This is a genomic window from Saccharothrix sp. (genome assembly GCF_031180885.1).
Classification (GTDB): domain Bacteria; phylum Actinomycetota; class Actinomycetes; order Mycobacteriales; family Pseudonocardiaceae; genus Actinosynnema.
This window is the reverse complement of sequence record NZ_JAPSLK010000043.1, coordinates 40,482-59,507: the sequence shown is the minus strand read 5'-3', so window position 1 is coordinate 59,507 and position 19,026 is coordinate 40,482. Positions and strand designations below refer to the sequence as shown.

The 19,026-nt window shown below is 71.9% G+C and carries 13 protein-coding genes; 8 read left to right on the top strand and 5 right to left on the bottom strand.

The annotated features are described in order from the left end of the window. Positions 1–501: 501 nt before the first annotated feature. The 4 genes from RIN75_RS32810 to RIN75_RS32795 all read left to right on the top strand — a co-directional run bounded on the left by RIN75_RS32810 (position 502) and on the right by RIN75_RS32795 (position 7,289). The gene (locus tag RIN75_RS32810; protein WP_309115945.1) at positions 502–3,330 is read left to right on the top strand and encodes a type 2 lanthipeptide synthetase LanM family protein; all 2,829 of its coding nucleotides are present in this window, start codon (positions 502–504) and stop codon (positions 3,328–3,330) included. Next, positions 3,327–3,536, top strand: a complete 210-nt coding sequence (locus tag RIN75_RS32805; protein ID WP_309115944.1) for a hypothetical protein — start codon at positions 3,327–3,329, stop codon at positions 3,534–3,536. Before RIN75_RS32810 ends, RIN75_RS32805 begins: the two co-directional genes overlap by 4 nt. Positions 3,537–3,628: 92 nt before the next feature. Beyond that, entirely contained in the window at positions 3,629–6,541 is a 2,913-nt protein-coding gene (locus RIN75_RS32800; protein WP_309115943.1) for an AAA family ATPase, read from the top strand. 34 nt (positions 6,542–6,575) lie between these two features. Then, positions 6,576–7,289 carry a peptidylprolyl isomerase gene (locus tag RIN75_RS32795; protein WP_375296055.1) on the top strand — a complete coding sequence of 238 codons (714 nt, stop codon included), beginning with the start codon at positions 6,576–6,578 and terminating at the stop codon, positions 7,287–7,289. Here RIN75_RS32795 and RIN75_RS32790 read toward each other — a convergent pair. Then, the gene (locus RIN75_RS32790) at positions 7,286–8,008 is read right to left on the bottom strand and encodes a hypothetical protein (RefSeq protein ID WP_309115942.1); all 723 of its coding nucleotides are present in this window, start codon (positions 8,006–8,008) and stop codon (positions 7,286–7,288) included. The two genes, RIN75_RS32795 and RIN75_RS32790, sit on opposite strands and share 4 nt — an antisense overlap. Before the next feature lie 121 nt (positions 8,009–8,129). On the opposite strand from RIN75_RS32790, the gene RIN75_RS32785 reads away from it, so the two are divergent. After that, positions 8,130–8,780: an MOSC domain-containing protein gene (locus RIN75_RS32785; protein WP_309115941.1), complete on the top strand. Its 651-nt coding sequence runs from the start codon at positions 8,130–8,132 to the stop codon at positions 8,778–8,780. Positions 8,781–9,574: 794 nt separating this feature from the next. Here RIN75_RS32785 and RIN75_RS32780 read toward each other — a convergent pair. Next, positions 9,575–10,414: an aldo/keto reductase gene (locus tag RIN75_RS32780; protein ID WP_309115940.1), complete on the bottom strand. Its 840-nt coding sequence runs from the start codon at positions 10,412–10,414 to the stop codon at positions 9,575–9,577. Positions 10,415–10,605: 191 nt separating this feature from the next. Between RIN75_RS32780 and RIN75_RS32775 the strand changes: the two genes are divergently transcribed. Further along, positions 10,606–11,607, top strand: coding sequence for a Ca2+-dependent phosphoinositide-specific phospholipase C (locus RIN75_RS32775; protein ID WP_309115939.1), 1,002 nt, complete (start codon positions 10,606–10,608; stop codon positions 11,605–11,607). Positions 11,608–11,660: 53 nt separating this feature from the next. Here the strand turns inward: RIN75_RS32775 and paaZ are convergent, their stop codons facing one another. Beyond that, entirely contained in the window at positions 11,661–13,688 is a 2,028-nt protein-coding gene (gene paaZ, locus RIN75_RS32770) for a phenylacetic acid degradation bifunctional protein PaaZ (protein ID WP_309115938.1), read from the bottom strand. 157 nt (positions 13,689–13,845) lie between these two features. On the opposite strand from paaZ, the gene RIN75_RS32765 reads away from it, so the two are divergent. Together RIN75_RS32765 and RIN75_RS32760 are read left to right on the top strand one after the other, a co-directional pair. Next, positions 13,846–15,081: a family 16 glycosylhydrolase gene (locus RIN75_RS32765; RefSeq protein WP_309115937.1), complete on the top strand. Its 1,236-nt coding sequence runs from the start codon at positions 13,846–13,848 to the stop codon at positions 15,079–15,081. A gap of 123 nt (positions 15,082–15,204) precedes the next feature. Then, positions 15,205–16,182 (top strand): LLM class flavin-dependent oxidoreductase, encoded by a 978-nt coding sequence (locus RIN75_RS32760; protein ID WP_309115936.1) that lies wholly within the window; start codon positions 15,205–15,207, stop codon positions 16,180–16,182. A gap of 1,007 nt (positions 16,183–17,189) precedes the next feature. On the opposite strand, the gene RIN75_RS32755 is transcribed toward RIN75_RS32760, so the two are convergent. Both RIN75_RS32755 and RIN75_RS32750 read right to left on the bottom strand, forming a co-directional pair. Then, positions 17,190–18,089: a PAC2 family protein gene (locus RIN75_RS32755; RefSeq protein WP_309115935.1), complete on the bottom strand. Its 900-nt coding sequence runs from the start codon at positions 18,087–18,089 to the stop codon at positions 17,190–17,192. A gap of 31 nt (positions 18,090–18,120) precedes the next feature. Next, positions 18,121–19,017, bottom strand: a complete 897-nt coding sequence (locus RIN75_RS32750) for a TetR/AcrR family transcriptional regulator C-terminal domain-containing protein (RefSeq protein WP_309115934.1) — start codon at positions 19,015–19,017, stop codon at positions 18,121–18,123. Positions 19,018–19,026: the final 9 nt, after the last annotated feature.

The window sequence follows — 19,026 nt, the reverse complement described above, 5'->3', positions numbered from 1 at the left end:
TCGGGTACGGCAGAGCCGGTAAAGCGTGTCAGACGGGGAAGCCCTGTCAGGCATGTTTCCGCAGCTAGGCCACTACATGGTGTCAACAGCCCAGCTCAGCTCGCACCCCTTCCCAGTTCCTGACCTTCTGAGACGTCCGAGGGGTAAGTGCCCGGTCCCGCCTGCACGGGACCGGGCATTTCTCTTTGGCTCGCTTCGCTTCGCTGCCTGCGCCGGCGCGCTCGGAAGCAGACGCGCCGACGCGTCCGCAAGATCAAAAGCCGGCTTGGGAGGACTCCGGGCTGGACACACGCAAAAGAAGCAGCGGGGCTTGAGCTGTGACCTGGCAGAGGCCCTGCCCGCCGGCCCTGCGCGCCGGAAGAGCGCATGTCCGCACGGATGCGGGGCCGGGAGGAATCTGGGGGGTGTGCCCCCATGTGCGGGGTGGGGTGGGCGTGTCAGGTTGGCACTGTGATCCCGTCCGCCTTAGACACGCTGCCCGCCTCCTGGTGGCGCGGGGGTGTGCGAGGGACTGCTTCGGAGCTGGTCGCCCCCATCGGGCGGCCGGCATGGGCCGCGTTCGTGGAACGCGCCACCGCGACCGCGGCCCATGCCAACTTCGCGGGCGGGGACTGGTTGGACGCCTTCGCGTTCGTGCTCCGGCCGTTGGTGCGCGGGGCCCTGGCGCTTGATCCCCGCCTGGCAGCCGACAGCGGGTTCGCACGTGACCTGGGGCATCGGCTCGCGCGGATCGCGGCGAGGACGCTGGTGCTCGAACTCAACCTCGAACGCGTGAACAAACACCTGCGCGGCGAGACGTCGCAGGCCCGGTTCGTGCACTTCGTGGAGAACGTGGACCTCGCCGACGTCCTCCGCCGCTACCCCGTCCTCGCCCGCCTCCTCGGGCAGGCCTGCCTGCACGCCGCCCACGCCCACCGCGAACTGCTGGACCGCCTCTCCCAGGACCGCACGGACATCGTCCGCACCCTCCTCGACAACCGGGACCCCGGCCCGGTCAAGGACATCGAGGCCAAGGGGGACGTCCACCAAAGGGGCCGGGCGGTCGCGGTGGTGGAGTTCGCGGACGGGCGGAAGGTGGTCTACAAGCCGCGGCCGGTGGGGTTGCACCAGGCGTTCGGCGGGTTGTTGGGCTGGTTCGACGGGCACACCGGGCTCGATCTGCGCACGCCGGCGGTGGTCGCGCGGGACACCCACGGGTGGCTGGAGTTCGTCGACCACAAGGCCTGTGCGGACGTCGAAGGCGTGGGGCGGTTCTACCACCGGCTCGGCGCGCTGCTCGCGCTGCTCTACGCGGTCGACGGCACGGACATGCACTACGAGAACCTGATCGCGCACGGCGACCAGCCGGTGCTGATCGACGTCGAGACCCTGTTCCACCCGACCGTCGGCATCCCCGCAGACCCGGCCGTGCGGGCGTTGGCACGCTCAGTGCACCGGACCGCCGTGCTGCCGCGGGTTCTGCTCGGCGAACACGGCGCGCTGGACATCGGTGGGGTCGGCGGGGACGAGAACCAGGCCGCCACCGGGGTCACCTGGCAGCACGCGGGAACGGACCGGATGCGCCTGGTGCGCCGGCCCGCACCGCTCCCTCCAGCCCTGAACCGGCCGCGCGTGGGCGACGTCGAGGCGGAGCCCGCCGACTACGAAAGCGCGCTGCTGGCCGGGTTCCGCCGGGGCTACGACGCGCTCTACGACCACCGCCACGAACTGCTCGGCGACCGCGGCCTGCTGCGCGCCTTCGCGGACCTGCCGATCCGGTTCGTGCCGCGGATGACCCAGCTCTACGCGACCCTGCTCGACGAGTCCACCCACCCCGACGCGTTGCGCGCGGCCCGCGACCGGGAAGCCGCGATGGACCTGCTGTGGGACGACTCCACCGAGGACGTCCTGAAAACCCTGGTGCCGCACGAGCTGACCGACCTGTGGGCCGGTGACGTGCCGCTGTTCACCACCCGGCCGGGCAGCCGGGACGTGTGGACGGCGTGCGGCGAGCGGATCGCGGACCTGTTGCCCACCACCGGGATCGAGTCGGTGGAGCGCAAGATCGCCGGTCTGGACGAGGTGGACCGGCACGACCAGCAGTGGCTGATCACCGCGGCGCTGGCCAGCCGGCCGCGTGCGGTCGAGCACCGCTCCGGCGCGGCGGTCCCGGCCCGCCCGGACGCCGGTGTCCCGGACCCGCAACGACTCCTGGTCGCCGCGTGCGGCATCGCCGACGAGGTCCTCGCGCACGCCACCGCGGACGGCCGCCGGGTCAACTGGGTCGGCCTGGAACTCGTCGACGACCGGCACTGGGCGGTCTCGGCGATGGGTGCGGGGCTGTCCAACGGCTACACCGGCGTGGCGCTGTTCCTGGCGCAGCTCGGCGCGCTCACCGGCGCCGCCCGCTACACCCAGTACGCCCGGGACGCGCTCGCGCCCGTCCCCGCGCTGCTGCGGTCGTTCGCGGCGGACGCCGAACTCGCGGTGGCGGTGGGCAGTGGCGCGTTCCACGGGTTGGGCGGCATCTGCTACGCGTTGGCACGACTGGCGAACCTGCTCGACGACGTGGAGATTTCCGGCTGGTTGACCGAAGCCGTCGACATCGCGGCGGCCGTCGAAGCACTCGGTGAAGACACCGAGAACATGGTGGAGGGCTGCGCCGGCGGACTGGCCGCGATGGTCGCGGTGCACGCGGAAAGTGCTCTCCCGGCGGCCGAACGGCTCGCACGCGCCTACGCCGACCGGCTGCTGGCCGCTACCCCGACCGGCGACGGGTTCGCCCGCGGCCGGGCCGGTGTCGGCTGGGCGCTGTTGCGGTTCTCCCGGCTCGTCGGCGACCAGCGCTACGCCGTCGCGGGCCGCGCCCACCTGCGCGCGGACCACGCGCTGCGCCAACGGCTCGTGGACGTGGGCGAAGCGGACCACAGCTGGTGCTCCGGCCTGGCGGGCGCGGTGCTGGCGCATTCGGCGCACCCCGATCAGCCGGTCGACGCCCACACCCTGCACCTCGACCGCTGCCTGAACGCGCTGGCGGTGCACGAACCCCTGCGCGACCTGAGCTTGTGCCATGGTGAGCTGGGCGTCCTGGAACCCCTTGCCGTCCTCGCCGAACGCGGGCACGACCTCGCGGCGGCGATGCTCACCCGGCGCGCCGGACTGGTCCTCGGTGCGCTGGACCAGTACGGGGCGCGGTGCGGCACCCCGGGCGGGGTGCCGTCGGCGGGCCTGCTGACCGGGCTGTCCGGGATCGGGTTCGGCCTGCTGCGCCTGGGTTTCCCCGAGCGGACGCCGTCCGTGCTGACGCTCGAACCCGCAAGTTCCTACCCTCGCAAGGAGAATCATCGATGAGCGACGCCAACCACGACGAGGTCACCACCTGGCGCGACGACCAGGACGGCGACCACCCCGCCGGGGAGATGGCGCTGTCCCGCAAGAACAAGACCGGCGCGCGGGCCCGCGCGCTGGCCGGCCTCACCCTGGCCGTGGGCGCGTACGCGGTGGTCGCCGCGAACCTGGCCGACAGCACGTCGGTGAGCGCGCCCGTCATCCGGTGACCCCGGTCACCGGTTAGCACGAAGGCGCCGGACTGCCCGCGCGAACACTGGGGGTGCGGGCAGTTCGGCGTGCGCCCGACTAAGGTCGGGACATGCAGACCCGCGCGCCGGTCGTGGTCGGCCGCGACGACGAACTCCGGGTGTTGGACCAGGCCCTCGCCGACGCCGCCGCGCGCCGCGGGCGGGCGGTGTTCCTCGTCGGCGAACCCGGCATCGGCAAGACCCGGCTGGCCCGGGTGACCGCCGGGGCGGCGTTCGACCGCGGGATGCGGGTGCTGCGCGGCCGGGGCGCCACGATCGGCCCGCTGGTGCCGTTCCGGCCGCTGGCCGAGGCGCTGATGTCGCTGGTGCGCGGCGGTGACGCGCCGGACCTGCGGCAACTGGGCCCCTACCGGTCCGCGCTGGCCCGGCTGGTGCCCGAGTGGGGCGCCGAGCCGCGCGAGCACCAGTCCGTGGTCGTGCTGGCCGAGGCGGTGCTGCGGCTGCTGGCGCTGGTAGGCCCGTGCCTGCTGGTGCTGGAGGACCTGCACGACGCGGACGCCGAGACGCTGGCCGTCATCGACTACCTCGTGGACAACCTGGACCAGGTCCCGGTGGTGCTGCTGGTGACCACGCGCGCCGACGCCGGTCCCGCGCTGGACGTGGTCCGCCTTGCCGCGCAACGGGATGCGGGCGTCCTGCTGGAGCTGCGCCGGTTGGCCGAGCCGATGGTGCGCCGGATGGTGGCGTCCTGCCTGGAGGTCACCGCCGAGGAGGTGCCCGACGCGGTCGCCGACCGGTTGTGGGCGGACAGCGCGGGCATCCCGTTCGTGGTCGAGGAGATGCTGCACGGACTGGTCAGCGGCGGGCTGCTGGTGCGCGGTCCGGGTGGGTGGCGGGTGCTGGGCGAACTGCGCATCGACGTGCCGACCGCGCTGGTGCGGGCGATCGCGCACCGCACCGACCGGTTGGGGCCGCAGGGCCGGGAACTGCTGTCCGTGGCGGCCGTGCTGGGGCACCGGTTCCCGCTGTCGGTGCTGCGCGAGGTCACCGGCATGGACGACCGGGCGCTGCTGTCGCACCTGCACGCCGGGGTCGCGGCGCAACTGGTGACACCGGACGAGCCGGTGCCGGACTGGTACGCGTTCCGGCACCCGCTGACCGCCGAGGCGCTGCTCGCGCAGCTCACCCCGACGCACCGGGCGGACCTGTCGCGGCGCACCGCGGACGCCGTGCTGCGGCTGCACCCCGAACTGCCCGGCGAGTGGTGCCCGCTGGTGGCGTCGCTGCGGCTGGACGCGGGGCAGACCGCGGAGGCCGGCCAGTTGCTGGCGGAGGCGGGGCGGCGGGCGTTGGCCGACGGCGCGGCGGGGTCGGCGGTGCGGCTGCTCGACCACGCGCACCGGCTGCTGGCCAGCGAGGTGGACGTGGAGATCCGGGCGGACGTGCTGCGCTCGCTGCTGCCCGCGCTGGGCGAGGCGGGGCAGTTCGAGCGGGCGTTCGCGCTGGCCGACACCGTGGCGGAGCTGAGCGCGGCAGGCCTGCCGTCGGTGCGGCGGGCCGAGTTGCACACGATCCTGGCGCGTGTGGCGTGGCTGTCCGGGCGTTCGGCGGAGGGCAGCGCGCAGGTCGACGCGGCCCGCGCCCTGCTCGGTCCGGACGCCGACGACGCGCACCTGGCGCGGGTGGACGCGGTGGCCGCGTTCCTGACCCTGGAGGCCCAGCGACCGGACCGGATCTCCTCCGCCGAGGCGCTGGCCCGACGGGCGGCCGAGGCCGCGTCGCGGGCGTCGTTGCCCGAGGTGGCGTGCGAAGCGTTGCAGTTGCTGGGAATCCTGGCTCGGGACCGGGACCTGGGTGAGGCGACCGGGCACTTCCTGCGGGCGCGGCAGTTGGCCGAGGAGAACCGGCTGCCGATCCACCGGACGTACGCGACCGTGCGGTTGGCGGGTCTGGACTGGCTGGCCGACGGGTCGGTGGCGGAGCTGGTGGAGGCGCGCGAGGAGGCGTTGCGGGTCGGCGCGATCACCGTGGCGTACAACGTGGACGCGATCCTTGGGCTGGACGCGGTGCTGCGCGGCGAGTACGCGGTGGCCGAGGAGAAGCTGGCCGCGTGCGGCGAGGGCACGCGGCGGTTGCAGATGAAGCCGATGAGCCTGTACGTGCTGATGGCCCAGGCGACCGCCGCCGCGCACCAGGGCAAGCGGTCCGAAGTGGACAGTGCGGTGGCGCGGTTCCACGAGCTGGGCGGGATCGGGTCGCAGGAACGGCCGTTGTGCTTCGGCCTGGCGCGGGCGTTCTGCGCGCTGCTGGAGGAGGACCGGGAGCTGGCGGAGCAGGACGTGGCGCGGGCGATGGCGTACGAGGCGGAGACGCCGACGACGTTCCACCTGTCCGGGACGCACGGGCTGCGGCTGCTGCTCGGGGCTTTGTCCGGTTCGCTGGATTTGGCCGCGTTTGAGGAGATCACGCGGTCGGCGGCGGCGGGGATGCGGTGGAACCGGGTGTTCGGGCGGTTCGCGCTGGCGGTGCTGCTCGGGCGTGAAGGGCGGGAGGAAGAAGCCGCCGTGGCCGTGCGGGAGGCGCGGGAAGCGGCGGCGATCTACCCGTTGGCGCGGTTCCTCGGGATGCGGCTGGTGGCCGAGGCTGCCGTGAGGGACGGGTGGGGCGAGCCGGTCTCGTGGCTGCGGAGTGCGGAGGAGTACTTCCACAGCAGTGGCGCGATGGCGGTGGCCAGTGCGTGCCGGGGTTTGCTGCGGCAGGTGGGGGCGTCCGTGCCGCAGCGGCGGACGGGGTCCGAGCAGGTGCCGCGGGAGTTGCGGGCGCTGGGGGTGACCGTGCGGGAGTTCGAGGTGTTCCGGCTGCTCGCGGGGCGGTTGGGCAACAAGGCGATCGCGACCAGGCTGCACATCTCGCCGCGGACGGTGGAGAAGCACGTGGCCAGCCTGATCACCAAGACCAGCCAGCCGGACCGCGAGTCGCTGAGCACCCTGGCGGCCGACCTGCCACCCGCCGACCGGCCCTAGTGCGGTGGTCGGGGGTTCGCTAGACCTGGGGTTCGTGAGGACTTTCCTGGCTCTGGCCGCGCTGACCGCGACCCTCCTGGCTCCGGGCACCGCCTCGGCGTCCCCCACGTCCGACGACGACGTCACTCGCGGCCCGTGCGCGTACACGGCGACCCCCGACGACCCGGCGGCCCGCCCCGTGAAGCTCCCGCCGGACCCGCGCCGCACCCCGTCCCACGGCACGGCTTCGGTGGTCCTGTCCACGTCCCAGGGTCCCATCGGCTTGACCCTGACCCGGGCCGCCGCCCCGTGCACCGTCCAGAGCTTCCTGCACCTGGTGCGGAACAAGTTCTACGACGACACCACGTGCCACCGCCTGACCGCGTACCCGACCCTGAAGGTCCTGCAGTGCGGCGATCCCTCGGGCACGGGCGAGCGCGGCCCCGGTTACAAGTACAAGGACGAACTCCCGACCAACCTCCAGCCCGCCCCCGGCGACCCGACCGGCCAACGCCGCATCTACCCGCGCGGGACGTTGGCCATGGCCAACGCCGGCCCGAACACCAACGGCAGCCAGTTCTTCCTGGTCACCACGGATTCAGTGCTGCGCCCCAATTACACGATCTTCGGCCACGTCGACGAGGCCGGCCTGGCCACCCTCGACAAGATCGCGGCCCGAGGCATCGCGCCCACCCCGGAGAACCCCGCCCCGGTGGACGGCCGCCCCGCGGACCCGGTCGACATCAGCCGCGCCAAGCGCACCTGCTAGCCGGTCGGGGCGGTGATCTTCAGGTTGGCGTTCCAGTCGGTGTAGGTGTGGACGGTCTGCTGGAAGATCTTGTCTTCCAGCGTCTTCAGGGTCTGCTCCACGCGCACCGGCAGGTCACCCGGGCCGACCCACACGGTGGCCGTCGCGGTGAAGCCGGATTCGTAAGCGGCCATCAGTTGGTTTCGGCGGGCCGGGTCGGCGGTTTGCTCGGCCTGCACCCGCAGGTCGACGAGCAGGGTGTAGCGGTGGGTCGGCGTGCCGTCGAGGTCCTCGTCGCGGGTCTCGACCAGGAGGGAACCGCGCAGCGACTGGGCCACCGACCGCGGGTCGACCTCGTCGGCCAGGGCCTCCACCGACGCGCCGGACTTGACCGGGGTCCGGTCGACGCGGCCGAGGCGCGTCCACGTGCCGCCTGACGACCGCGAATAGCCCGCTTCCGGCACGACCACGACGTCCACGGAGTCCTCGCGCAGCGACAGCAGCCGCGTGTCCTGGGACCGGACGAGGTCGCCCTGCTGGTGGATGCGGCGGCTGGACATGGTCTGCTCGGCCTCGAACCGGACGGAGTACTGCTCCGCCGACCGGTCGGCCAGCGACCGCACCAGCGTCGTCGCGTCGGTCGCGGCCGGGCCCAGGGTCGGTGCCGGCAGCGCCGTCCTGGTCGTGCAGCCCGTCAACAGACCCAGGCACAACAGCAACGGGACCAGGGACCTGCGCATGACTCCCCCACGCGAACGGCGAACGCCTCCATCCTTGCGCACCCGGGATCGGCGGCGTGCGGGAACCGGCAAACTCCACCGAACTGCGGGCTGCCGAAGCACTTGAGCTACCGTTCCGCTCATGCCCCACGTGCTCTCGGTCAACATCGGCACCCGCATGGACTTCGACGCCGCGACGCTCGACCACACGGGCATCGCCAAGCGCCCCGTCACCGGACCCGTGCACGTCCACGCCCCGCAATCGGGCAGCGGCGTCGAGGGCGACTTCGTCGCCGACACCAAGAACCACGGCGGCGACCTCAAGGCCGTCTACGCCTACGCCCGCGAGGACCTGGACGAGTGGTCCGCCGAACTGGGCCGCGACCTCGCGCCGGGCCTGTTCGGCGAGAACCTGACCACCGGGGGCATGGACCTGACCAACGCCGTCCTCGGCGAGCGCTGGCGCATCGGCACGGCGTTGCTGCAGGTCACGACGCCGCGCATCCCGTGCTCGACGTTCGCCCGGGTGATGGAGCAGCAGGGCTGGATCAAGGCGTTCACCGCGAAGGCCACGCCCGGCGCGTACTTCCGCGTCCTGGAGCCGGGTGCGATCGCCGCCGGGGACGAGGCGGTCCTGGTGGACCGCCCCGACCACGACGTCACGATCGGTCTCGCGTTCCGCGCGGTCACGCTGGAACCCGACCTCCTGCCGCGCCTGCTCGACGCGGGCGAGCACTTCCCGGAGAACCTGCGCGGCAAGGTCGAGCGCCGGCTCGCTTCCAAGCCGGCCTGACGACACCTCCCTGTTCCGCAAGCCACCGGCCTCCCCAGCCGCGCGAACAGGCCGCCTTGCCGGCACGACGGGCCGCGCCTTGCCGGCACGACAGGCCGCCGTGCCATGCGGGCAGTCCGCCGGTAGGGACACACCTCAACTTGGGCTTCTTGCTTGTGTCATCCCCGTATGGCCCGCCCGAAGGGCTACCACATTTTTGGTCGGGTGCAGCCGAAAATTTTGCGAGGAACGAGCAAAATTTTTAGCGGCACCCGGCCAAAAATGTGGTCGGCTTTGCCGGGTCATGCGGGGATGACACAAGCAAGAAGCCCCGCAGTTGCAGTTGTGTCATCCTTGGCGGCTCGCCCGCCGGCGAGGCTCTTTCAATCTTTAGACTCGCGCTTCCCCGCTCAAATCCACGCTTCGCGCGTGTAGACGCAACGCGCTCCGCGCTACTGGAGGAGGAACGCGCTGCGCGCTCTTGAACAGCGCTGCGCGCTCTCAAGCTCGAACGCGCTGCGCGCTCTCAAGATCACAAGCGCCTCGCGGCGGGCAGGCCGCCAATGGGGGAGGGAAGGGCGTCGGTTCCCCCACCGCATGGCCTGGCAAAGCCAACCACGCTGCGGGCCGGGTTCCGCAAAGACTTTTGCTCGTACCTCGCAAAACTTTTTGACTCCACCGACCCGCAGCGTGGTAGCCCTTCGGGCAGGCCATACGGCGGGGAACCGAAGCCCCGCTGTGGCTGATAGCCAGCCCGCCGCGCGGAGCGCGGCCTAAAAGCAGCCGCTGCGCGACGAAAGGCGAGCTGGTGCGAGCTATGCGAGCGCGGAGAGCTTCTCGAACTCCTCGTCGGTCAGCTCGATCGACCGGGCGGCGGTGTTCTCCTCCAGGTGCTCGATCGAGGACGTGCCCGGGATCGGCAGCACGTTGGGCGCCCGCCGCAGCAGCCAGGCCAGCGCGAGCTGCGCGGGCGTCGCGCCGTGCTCGCGCGCGGCCGTGTCGAGGACCCCGCCGGGTCGCGCGATCTCGCCGCTGGCCACCGGGAACCACGGGATGAACGCGATGCCCTGCTCCGTGGTGTAGTCCAGCACCGCCTCGTGCTGCCGGTTGGCCAGGTTGTACAGGTTCTGCACGCTGGCGATCGGCGCGACGGCCTGCGCCGCCTTCACCTGCTCGACGTCCACTTCGGACAGTCCGATGTGCCGGATCTTGCCCTCCTCCAGGAGCTTGCGCAGCTCGCCGACCTGGTCCTCGATCGGGTAGTCGGGGTCGACCCGGTGCAGCTGGAACAGGTCGATGCGCTCGACACCCAGCCGGCGCAGGCTCGCCTCGGCGGCCGCGCGCAGGTACGCGGGCTTGCCCAGGACCGGCCACTCGCCGGGACCGGTGCGCAGCAGACCCGCCTTCGTCGCGACGACCAGGCCGTCGGCGTACGGGTGCAGCGCCTCCTTGATCAACTCCTCGTTCACGTGCGGGCCGTAGGAGTCGGCCGTGTCGATGAAGTCGATGCCCAGGTCGACGGCCCGGCGCAGCACCGCGATCGCGTTGTCGCGGTCGGCCGGGTAACCCCAGATGCCCTCACCGGTCAGCCGCATGGCCCCGTAGCCCAGGCGGTTGACGGTCAGGTCCCCACCGAGCGGGAAAGTCTCGGACACCTCAGGTACTCCTCTTGTCGGATGACGTTCCTCCTCGCCAACCCGACGGAGTCCGGACGTGTTCCCCATTCCGCCGAGAGAGATGGCCGGAACAAATCACGCTTCGCCCATCCGGCGGACATCGCGAATATGCTTCACGTTCCTAGGCTCGTCGGTCGGAACGATCACAGGTGACCGAGGAGCGCACGACCATGAAGCGCCTGATTGCCGCAGTGACCCTGCTCCTGCCGGTGCTCTCCGCGCCGGCGCTGTCCGGAACCGCGCACGCCGGGACCGCGACCGGCGGGACCGCCGTCGGCGTCCACAACGCCTACACCCAGCAGGCTGCCCCGTACCTGGTCGACGTGCTCGACAAGCGGCCGGGGATGGTCGAGATCGACGTCTGGACCAACTTCTTCTTCAGCCGTGACTTCCAGGTCGGCCACGACCCGGGCAACGCCAACAACTGCGCCCGCGCGACCACCTACGCCGAACTGCGCACCGGAGCCCGCAACCAGAACCTGGCGGGCTGCCTGCGCAACGTCCGCCTGTGGCACGACCGCAACCCCGACCACCCGCCGGTCGTGCTCAAGGTCGAGTTCAAGAACGGCTTCGACGACCGGGGCGGGTTCGGGCCCGACGAGTTCGACCGGGTGGTCGCGGACAACCTGGGCGCCGGCAACGTCTTCGGCCCGGCGCGGTTGATCGGCGCGCACCCGACCCTGGACGCGGCGGCTCGGGCCGGGGCGTGGCCGAGCCGGGCCGCGTTGACCGGCAAGTTCGTGATCCTGGTCGAGGTGGGGACGTTCGAGGCCCAGAACCCCTTTGACAACTACGACACCGACCTGGAGTACGCGGACCGGCTGATCGCGGCGCGCAACGCCGGTGTGCTGTCGTCGGCGTTGGCGTTCCCGGCGATCAACGGGGCGTCGCAGGCGGACCCACGCGTCGGCGACCGGGGTGGTGCGCGAGCGCCGTGGTTCGTGGCGTTCGACGGCAGCGCGAGCGCCTACGCGAGCTACCCCGGCGACTCGTACCTGGGCGGCCACTACCTCGTGGTCATGACCGACGCCCACTCGGTTGCGCCGGCCATCGACGCCCGGAACCCGTCCGTGGCCGACGCCCAGGCCCGCGTGCGGCTGCTCGCGGGCAAGGGCGCGACGATCGTGTCCAGCGACTGGCTCGACCCGGCGATCGTGGGCTACGCGGTCTGAGCAGTCGTCGGATTGCCGGATCGTTCAACGACCCGGCAATCCGACAGTCCGGGTCAGCGGGTCTTGGCGACGAGGGTCAGGACGTCGTACTTGGCGACCGACTCGCCCTTCTGGTTGACCAGGTCGGCGTCCCACCGGACCTCGCCGTAGTCCTGGTCCTCGCGGGGCGTGATCTGCTTCGCGGTCAGGGTGACGGTCAGCTCGTCACCCGGGAACGTCGGCGTCAGGAAGCGCAGGTTCTCCAGGCCGTAGTTGGCCAGCACCGGCCCGGGCTCGGGCGACACGAACAGCCCCGCCGCGAACGACACGACCAGGTACCCGTGCGCGACCCGCCCGCCGAAGAACGGGTTCGCCGCCGCCGCTTCCTCGTCCATGTGGGCGTAGAAGGTGTCCCCGGTGAAGGACGCGAAGTGCTCGATGTCCTCCAGCGTCACCGTGCGCGGCCCGGCGACCACCGTGTCACCGATCCGCAGCTCCGCCAACGACTTGCGGAACGGGTGCTCGCCTTCCGTGTTCCGCTCCGCGCCGGCCACCCACCGGCCGGTGACGGCGGTCAGCACGCGCGGGCTGCCCTGCACGGCCGTCCGCTGCATGTGGTGCAGCACGCCCCGGATGCCGCCCATCTCCTCACCACCACCGGCTCGTCCAGGACCACCGTGCACCAGAGCCGGCAGCGGCGAGCCGTGGCCCGTGGACTCCTTGGCGTCGTCCCGGTCGAGCACCAGCAGCCGGCCGTGCCACGGCGCGACGCCCACCACGACCTCGCGCGCGAAGTCGGCGTCGTAGGTCACCACCGACCCGACCAGGCTGCCCGCACCGCGCGCCGCCAGCTCCACGGCGTGCTCCACCCCGTCGTAGGGCAGCAACGTCGACACCGGGCCGAACGCCTCCACCTCGTGCGGCTGGGCGCGGTCCGGGTCGGCCTTGAGCAGCACCGGGGACAGGAACGCGCCGCGCTCGGCGTCGGCGTCGACCACGTCGACCTGGTCCAGCGACCCGTACACGACCTCGCCGGCCTCCAGCAGCGCCTTGAGCGACCGCCGCACCTCTTCCCGCTGCTCCAGGCCCGCCAGCGCGCCCATCCGCACCGACTCGTTGGCCGGGTTGCCGATCACGACCTTCCCCAGCCGCTCGCGCGCGGCCTCGGCCACCGCGTCCACCAGGCCGGCGGGCACGATCGCGCGCCGGATCGCGGTGCACTTCTGGCCTGCCTTCACCGTCATCTCGCTGACCAGCTGCTTGACGAACAGGTCGAACTCGGGCGTCCCGGGCACCGCGTCCGGCCCGAGGATCGAGCAGTTCAGCGAGTCGGCCTCGGCGTTGAACCGCACGGACGACCGGATCACGGCCGGGTGCGTGCGCAGGTGCTGGGCGGTGGACGCGGAGCCGGTGAAGCCCACCAGGTCCTGCTCGGTGAGGTGGTCGAGCAGGTCGCCCGCGCTGCCGCAGACCAGTTGCACCGCGCCCTCGGGGAGGAGACCCGAGTCCAGCATCAGCAACACCAGCTTCTCGGTGATGTACGCGGTCTGCGAGGCGGGTTTGATCAGCGACGGGACGCCGGCGATGAACGCGGGCGCGAACTTCTCCAGCGGACCCCACATGGGGAAGTTGAAGGCGTTGATCTGCACGGCCACGCCCCGCAGCGGGGTGGCGATGTGCTGGCCCATGAACGTGCCGCCCCGGCTGAGCGGCTCGACGTTGCCGTCCACGAAGACCTTGTCGTTGGGCAGCTCGCGCTTGGCCTTGCTGGCGTAGCCGAACAGCACGCCGATGCCGCCGTCGACGTCGATCAGCGAGTCGGTCTTGGTCGCGCCGGACCGGGCGGACAGCGCGTACAGCTCGTCGCGGTGCTCGCGCAGGTGCGAGGCGAGGGCCTTGAGCAGGGCGGCGCGCTGGTGGAAGGTCAGTTCGCGCAGCGCCGGCCCGCCGACCCGGCGGCCGTGGTCGAGGGCCGCCGCCATGTCGACGCCCGCCGACGATATGCGGGTGATCTCCTCGCCGGTCACGGCGTCGAGCAGCGGCGCCCCCTCGGCGGACGGCGTGTGCCAGCGACCGGACACGTAGCTGCGCAGCATGGCCATCGGGTGTCGACCTCCTCGTCGGTGCCGGTGGGTGTCCCGGCCTAGCGACAGTAAAGCGCCCGTACTTTCATCGTGACTTGATTAAAGGTGATGCAGTAACTTCGGGCCACGCCGCCGCACCGAAAGGCCGCCTTGTTCACGGGAAGGATCGGTGTCGATGAGGACACGAGTGCTGGTCAGCGCGGTCGCGCTGGCCGTGGGCGGGCTGGCGGTACCCCTGGCGCAGGCCGCGCCCGCGCCCGAGGTCGCGCCGCCGGCCGAGGTCGCGCCGCCCGCCGTCACGTTCGCGGACGAGTTCAACGGCCCGGCGGGCACGCGCGTCGACAGCGGCAAGTGGAACACCGAGGTCGGCGACAACAACGGGAACAACCGGGAGCACCAGTACTACACGACCTCGGCGTCCAACGCGGCCCTCGACGGCGCCGGCAACCTGGTGATCACCGCCCGCAAGGAGAACCCGGCGAACTACAACTGCTGGTACGGCCGCTGCCAGTACACCTCCGCCCGGATCAACACCTCCGGCAAGTTCACCACCACCTACGGCCGCGTCGAGGCGCGCATGAAGATGCCGCGCGGCAAGGGGATCTGGCCGGCGTTCTGGATGCTCGGCCAGGACATCGGGAGCGTCGGCTGGCCGAACAGCGGCGAGATCGACATCATGGAGTTCCTGGGGCACCAGCAGAACACCGTGTACGGGACGATCCACGGTCCCGGGTATTCCGGCGCGGGCGGCATCGGCATGGCCTACAACGGGCCGAACTTCGCCGACGGCTTCCACACCTTCGCCGTCGACTGGACGCCGCAGGGCATCGCGTGGTCCGTGGACGGGCACGTCTACCAGCGGCGCACTCCCGCGGATCTCGGTGGGCGGCAGTGGGTGTTCAACAAGCCGTTCTTCATCATCCTCAACCTGGCGGTCGGCGGCGAGTGGCCCGGGTACCCCGACGCGTCCACGGTGTTCCCGCAGCAGTTCGTGATCGACTACGTTCGAGTGTCCACTCCGGACTCTTCGGGCGGGCGGATCACCGGTGTGGGCGGGAAGTGCGTGGACGTCGCGGGGGCGGGGACGGCCAACGGGACCGCGGTTCAGTTGTGGGACTGCAACGGGACGGCGGCGCAGCAGTGGACGCGTCCGGGTGACGGCACGATCCGGGCACTGGGCAAGTGCTTGGACGCGGCTTCGGGTGGCACGGCGGACGGCACGTTGGTGCAGTTGTGGGATTGCAATGGAACCGGGGCGCAGCAGTGGGCGGTGAGCGGGGCGAACGACATCGTGAACATCCCGGCGAACAAGTGCTTGGACGCGCAGGGCGCTTCGTCGGCCAGCGGGACCAGGTTGCAGCTGTGGACGTGCACGGGTGGCGCCAACCAGAAGTGGACCGTCACGGCGTGACCGGCTGATCCGCGCCGTGCGAGGTGGGCGCACACGCCCGCTTCGCACGGCAGTGTCGCCGGGGTGGCGGTGGACACGGCCCGGTGGTGAAATCCCTCGCGGGGCACGGGTGTTGTTCTTGGTGTGAAGCTTTCGGTTCTGGACAGGTCACGGACCCGGACGGGTGTGGGTCACGCCGAGGCGTTGCGGGACACCGTCGCGTTCGCGCAGGCGGTGGAGGCGTTGGGGTACCACCGGTTCTGGGTGTCGGAGCACCACGGGGTGCCCGGGGTGGCCGGTTCGGCGCCGACCGTGCTGGCGGCGGCGGCGGCCGGGGCGACGTCGCGGATTCGAGTGGGGACCGGCGGGGTGATGCTGCCCAACCACCGGCCTTTGGTGGTGGCGGAGCAGTTCGGGGTGCTGGATTCGTTGTTCCCGGGGCGGATCGACATGGGGTTGGGGCGTTCGCTGGGCTTCACGGAGCCGGTGCGGCGGGCGCTGGGGCAGGTGGAGTCCGGCGATTTCGACGCCCAGTTGACTGAATTGCTGGGGTACTTCACCGACACCGGCCCGGTGCGCGCGTATCCGGCGCCCGGCCGGCGGGTGCCCGCGTTCGTGCTGGCCACGGGTGCTGGGGCGGCGGTGGCGGCGCGGTACGGATTGCCGTTGGTGATCGGCGGGTTTCGCGGTGAGGAGGCGATGCTGGAGGCGATCAGCGGGTACCGGTCGACGTTCCGGCCGTCGCCGTGGGCTGAGGAGCCGTACGTCATGGTGTCGACGACGGTGGCGGTGGCCGAGACGACGGAAGACGCTTGGCGCTTGCTGGTTCCGGAGGCGTGGTCGATGGCGTACTCCCGGACGCACGGCGAGTTCCCGCCTTTGCGCGCTCCGGAGGAGATCTTGGATTTGACGATGAGGCCACGGGAACGCCAGTACTTCGAGGAGTCCCTGCGGGGTCACATCTACGGGACCCTGACGGAAGCCGCGAAGTCCTTGGACGAGCTGGCAGCCCGAACCACCGCCGACGAATTCCTCCTGACCACCAGCACCTACGACCGAACCGCCCAACTCAGGTCATACCAACACCTAGCCACCCTCCAATCCCCCACACCCACCCCTTGACGCCCCACACCCACACCCGCGCCCCCTGACGCCCCACACCCCCGCCCCCTGACCCCTGACCCCTGACCCCTGACGCCAGCCAACCAGCCGCCCCAGTCGCACACACCGCACCGCCCCGCCCTTCGCCAGCCGCAACCCGCAGCAACCAGCCACCCGCCGGCCGCAACCCGCGGCAGCCAGCCACGGTGCCGGCCGCAACCCGCGGCAGCCAGCCACGGTGCCGGCCGCAACCCGCGGCAGCCAGCCACGGTGCCGGCCGCAACCCGCGGCAGCCAGCCACGGTGCCGGCCGCAACCCGCGGCAGCCAGCCACGGTGCCGGCCGCGACCCGTGGCAACCGGCGCTCGCTAGCGACTGATCGCGGTTTCGCAGCCCTCGGCCGTGCACTTCGGCGGGTGCCTCTTCACCGGCCGGGCTGGCAGGCCACCGGGCTGGCGATAGGCGGCCAGCGGTGCCGGGCCAGCGATATGGCCCGGCGACGACGCCCAGCGACCCGGCGGTGAGGCCCGGTGATGCTGGCGGCCGGCGCGGCGGCCCGACCCGCCGATGCGGCGGCCCGGCGGTGCGGCGGCCCGGCGGCCCGGCGGCCCGGCGGCGCGGCAGCGCGGCGGTGCGGCGGTGCGGCGGTGCGGCGGTGCGGCGGTGCGGGCGCGGTGATCTGGGCCAGCGATGCGCCAGTGCGGCCCGATCCTCCGGGCCAAGCGGCGCGGCCCGGTGGTCCAGGCTGGCGGTGCTGCGGGCTGCGGCGCGGCCCGCGGTGGGACCGGTGGTGCGGCCCAGGCCCGCGGTGCGGTGGTGCGGGCCGGTGGTGTGGGCCAGTGGTGTGGGCCGGCCCGGTGGCTCGGTGGTGGGGCTGGCGGTGGGGTCGGTCTGGGGTGGCCGTTGTGCCGCCGCGACCTCTTCCCTACTACGGGACGCGCGAGGCGGCGAAAGTCGCGGATCTCGCATGTCACACGATCGGGTGATCACACCCGAACCCCGCCACACCCCACCCTACCAGCACATATATCAGTGATCCCGCTGCTGCTCCGCCAAGAACCGCTCGAACTCCGCCCCCAACTCATCCGCACTCGGCAGCGGCTCGTCCGACCCCACCAGCAAGTTCTCCGAAGCCTCCGTGAAGGCGTCGTACTGCCGCTCCAAAGCCGCCACCACCTGGGCGACCTCCTCCGACTCCGCCACCTGCCGGGCGATCTCCGCATCCGTCCGCCTGGCCGACTCGTGCAGCTGCGCCGCCTGGATCACCAAGCCCGTCGACTTGGTCAGGGCCTCCAGCAGGTTCAAAGCCGCAGTCGGGTACGTCCCCTGCGCCAAGTAGTGCGGCACATAGGCCGCAAAGCCCATGGCGTCATGGCCGGACTCGCCCAACCGCAGCTCCAGCAACGCCGCCAAGTTCCCCGGCACCTGCACCCGGCTGAACGGGCTCTTGTCCACCACCAGCTCCGGCCGCGTGCCATGAGCGATGACCGTCAGCTTCCGCGTGTGCGGCACACCCATCGGGATCCCGTGGAAGCTCACCGCCAACCGCACGCCCCACCGGTCGATCAACGCGCGCACCGCCGCGACGACAGCCTCCCACCGGCGGTCCGGCTCCGGACCGGTGAGCAGCAGGAACGGGGTCCCGACCGCATCGTGCAGCAGGTAGACGACCAACTCCGGCGTGGCGTAGGTCTCCCAGTGGTCGGTGTCGAAGGTCATCGGGGGACGACGGGCGCGGTAGTCGATGAGGTCGTCCACGTCGAAGCGGGCCACCACGCGGTGTTCGTGCACCGACAGCAGGTGGTCGACCAGGGCCGCGCCCGCGCCGCCGGCGTCCATGAAGCCCTCGAAGTGGTGCAGCAGCACCGCTCCGGTCAGGTCCGGGACGTCGGAGTCGACCTCGAACAGCTCCTCCGGGTCCTGCGCCACCTCGTGCCTCCCTCACTCAGGGTCCTACTCCTCAACCCAACGTCGCGCGCCCGCTGATCCATTCCCCGAACCCGTCGAGCATTCGCGCGAGGCCGAACTCGAACAGCGTCCCCAGGTCCATGTCCACCTCCGAACCCACCACCCGGGAGAACATCGGGAACCGGCCGGACGCCACCAGCGACCGCATGGCACCGGCCTGCCGCGCCCTCCACTCGTCCTCGGTGATGCCGGTGTGCTGCCGCTGCTCCGCCTCGTGCTCCAGGTTCACCGCGACACCGCGCACGAAACCGAACAGGGTCACCGCCGCGTGCAACGCCTCCTCGGCGGTCAGGCCCTGTCCGTCGAGAGCCTGCATGATCCACTCGGTGTGCGCGACGGCGTTCGGCAGCAGCGTCGGGCGGGTCATCGAGATCGCGCCGGCCAGCCACGGGTGCCGGCTGAACAGGCCCCACTCCAGCCGTGCCACCGCCTCCAGCCGGTCACGCCACCCGCCCGACGCCGGGGGCAGCGGCACCGCGCCGAACGCGGTGTCGATCATGCGCACCACCAGTTCGTCCTTGCCGGGGACGTGCCGGTACAGCGACATCGCGGCCACGCCCAACCGCGTGGCGATGCGGCGCATGGACAGCGCGGCCAAGCCCTCGGAGTCGGCGATGGCCAAAGCGGTTCGCACCACCGCGTCGGCGGTCAGATCGTCCTTCACCACGGGCGGTGTCGTAAAACCGGGCTGCGACACGACGGTGCCCACACCGGCCACCGCGTGCACCAGGCCCTCCTCGCGCAGCGCGGCCAGCACCTTGGTGGCCGTCGCCATCGCCACCCCCCACCGCGCGGTGATCTCCCGCGTGGACGGCACCCGGTCACCGGGGCGCAGCTCGCCCCGAGCGATGCGCTGCCGGATCTCGCCCGCGATCCGTTCGTAGACCATGACCACCTC

Excerpts from the sequence above, each read along its gene's own strand:
- RIN75_RS32750 (WP_309115934.1), bottom strand. The coding sequence starts at position 19,017 with ATGGTCTACGAACGGATCGCGGGCGAGATCCGGCAGCGCATCGCTCGG.
- RIN75_RS32765 (WP_309115937.1), top strand. The coding sequence starts at position 13,846 with ATGAGGACACGAGTGCTGGTCAGCGCGGTCGCGCTGGCCGTGGGCGGG.
- RIN75_RS32790 (WP_309115942.1), bottom strand. The coding sequence starts at position 8,008 with ATGCGCAGGTCCCTGGTCCCGTTGCTGTTGTGCCTGGGTCTGTTGACG.
- paaZ (WP_309115938.1), bottom strand. The coding sequence starts at position 13,688 with ATGGCCATGCTGCGCAGCTACGTGTCCGGTCGCTGGCACACGCCGTCC.
- RIN75_RS32785 (WP_309115941.1), top strand. The coding sequence starts at position 8,130 with ATGCCCCACGTGCTCTCGGTCAACATCGGCACCCGCATGGACTTCGAC.
- RIN75_RS32775 (WP_309115939.1), top strand. The coding sequence starts at position 10,606 with ATGAAGCGCCTGATTGCCGCAGTGACCCTGCTCCTGCCGGTGCTCTCC.
- RIN75_RS32805 (WP_309115944.1), top strand. The coding sequence starts at position 3,327 with ATGAGCGACGCCAACCACGACGAGGTCACCACCTGGCGCGACGACCAG.
- RIN75_RS32800 (WP_309115943.1), top strand. The coding sequence starts at position 3,629 with ATGCAGACCCGCGCGCCGGTCGTGGTCGGCCGCGACGACGAACTCCGG.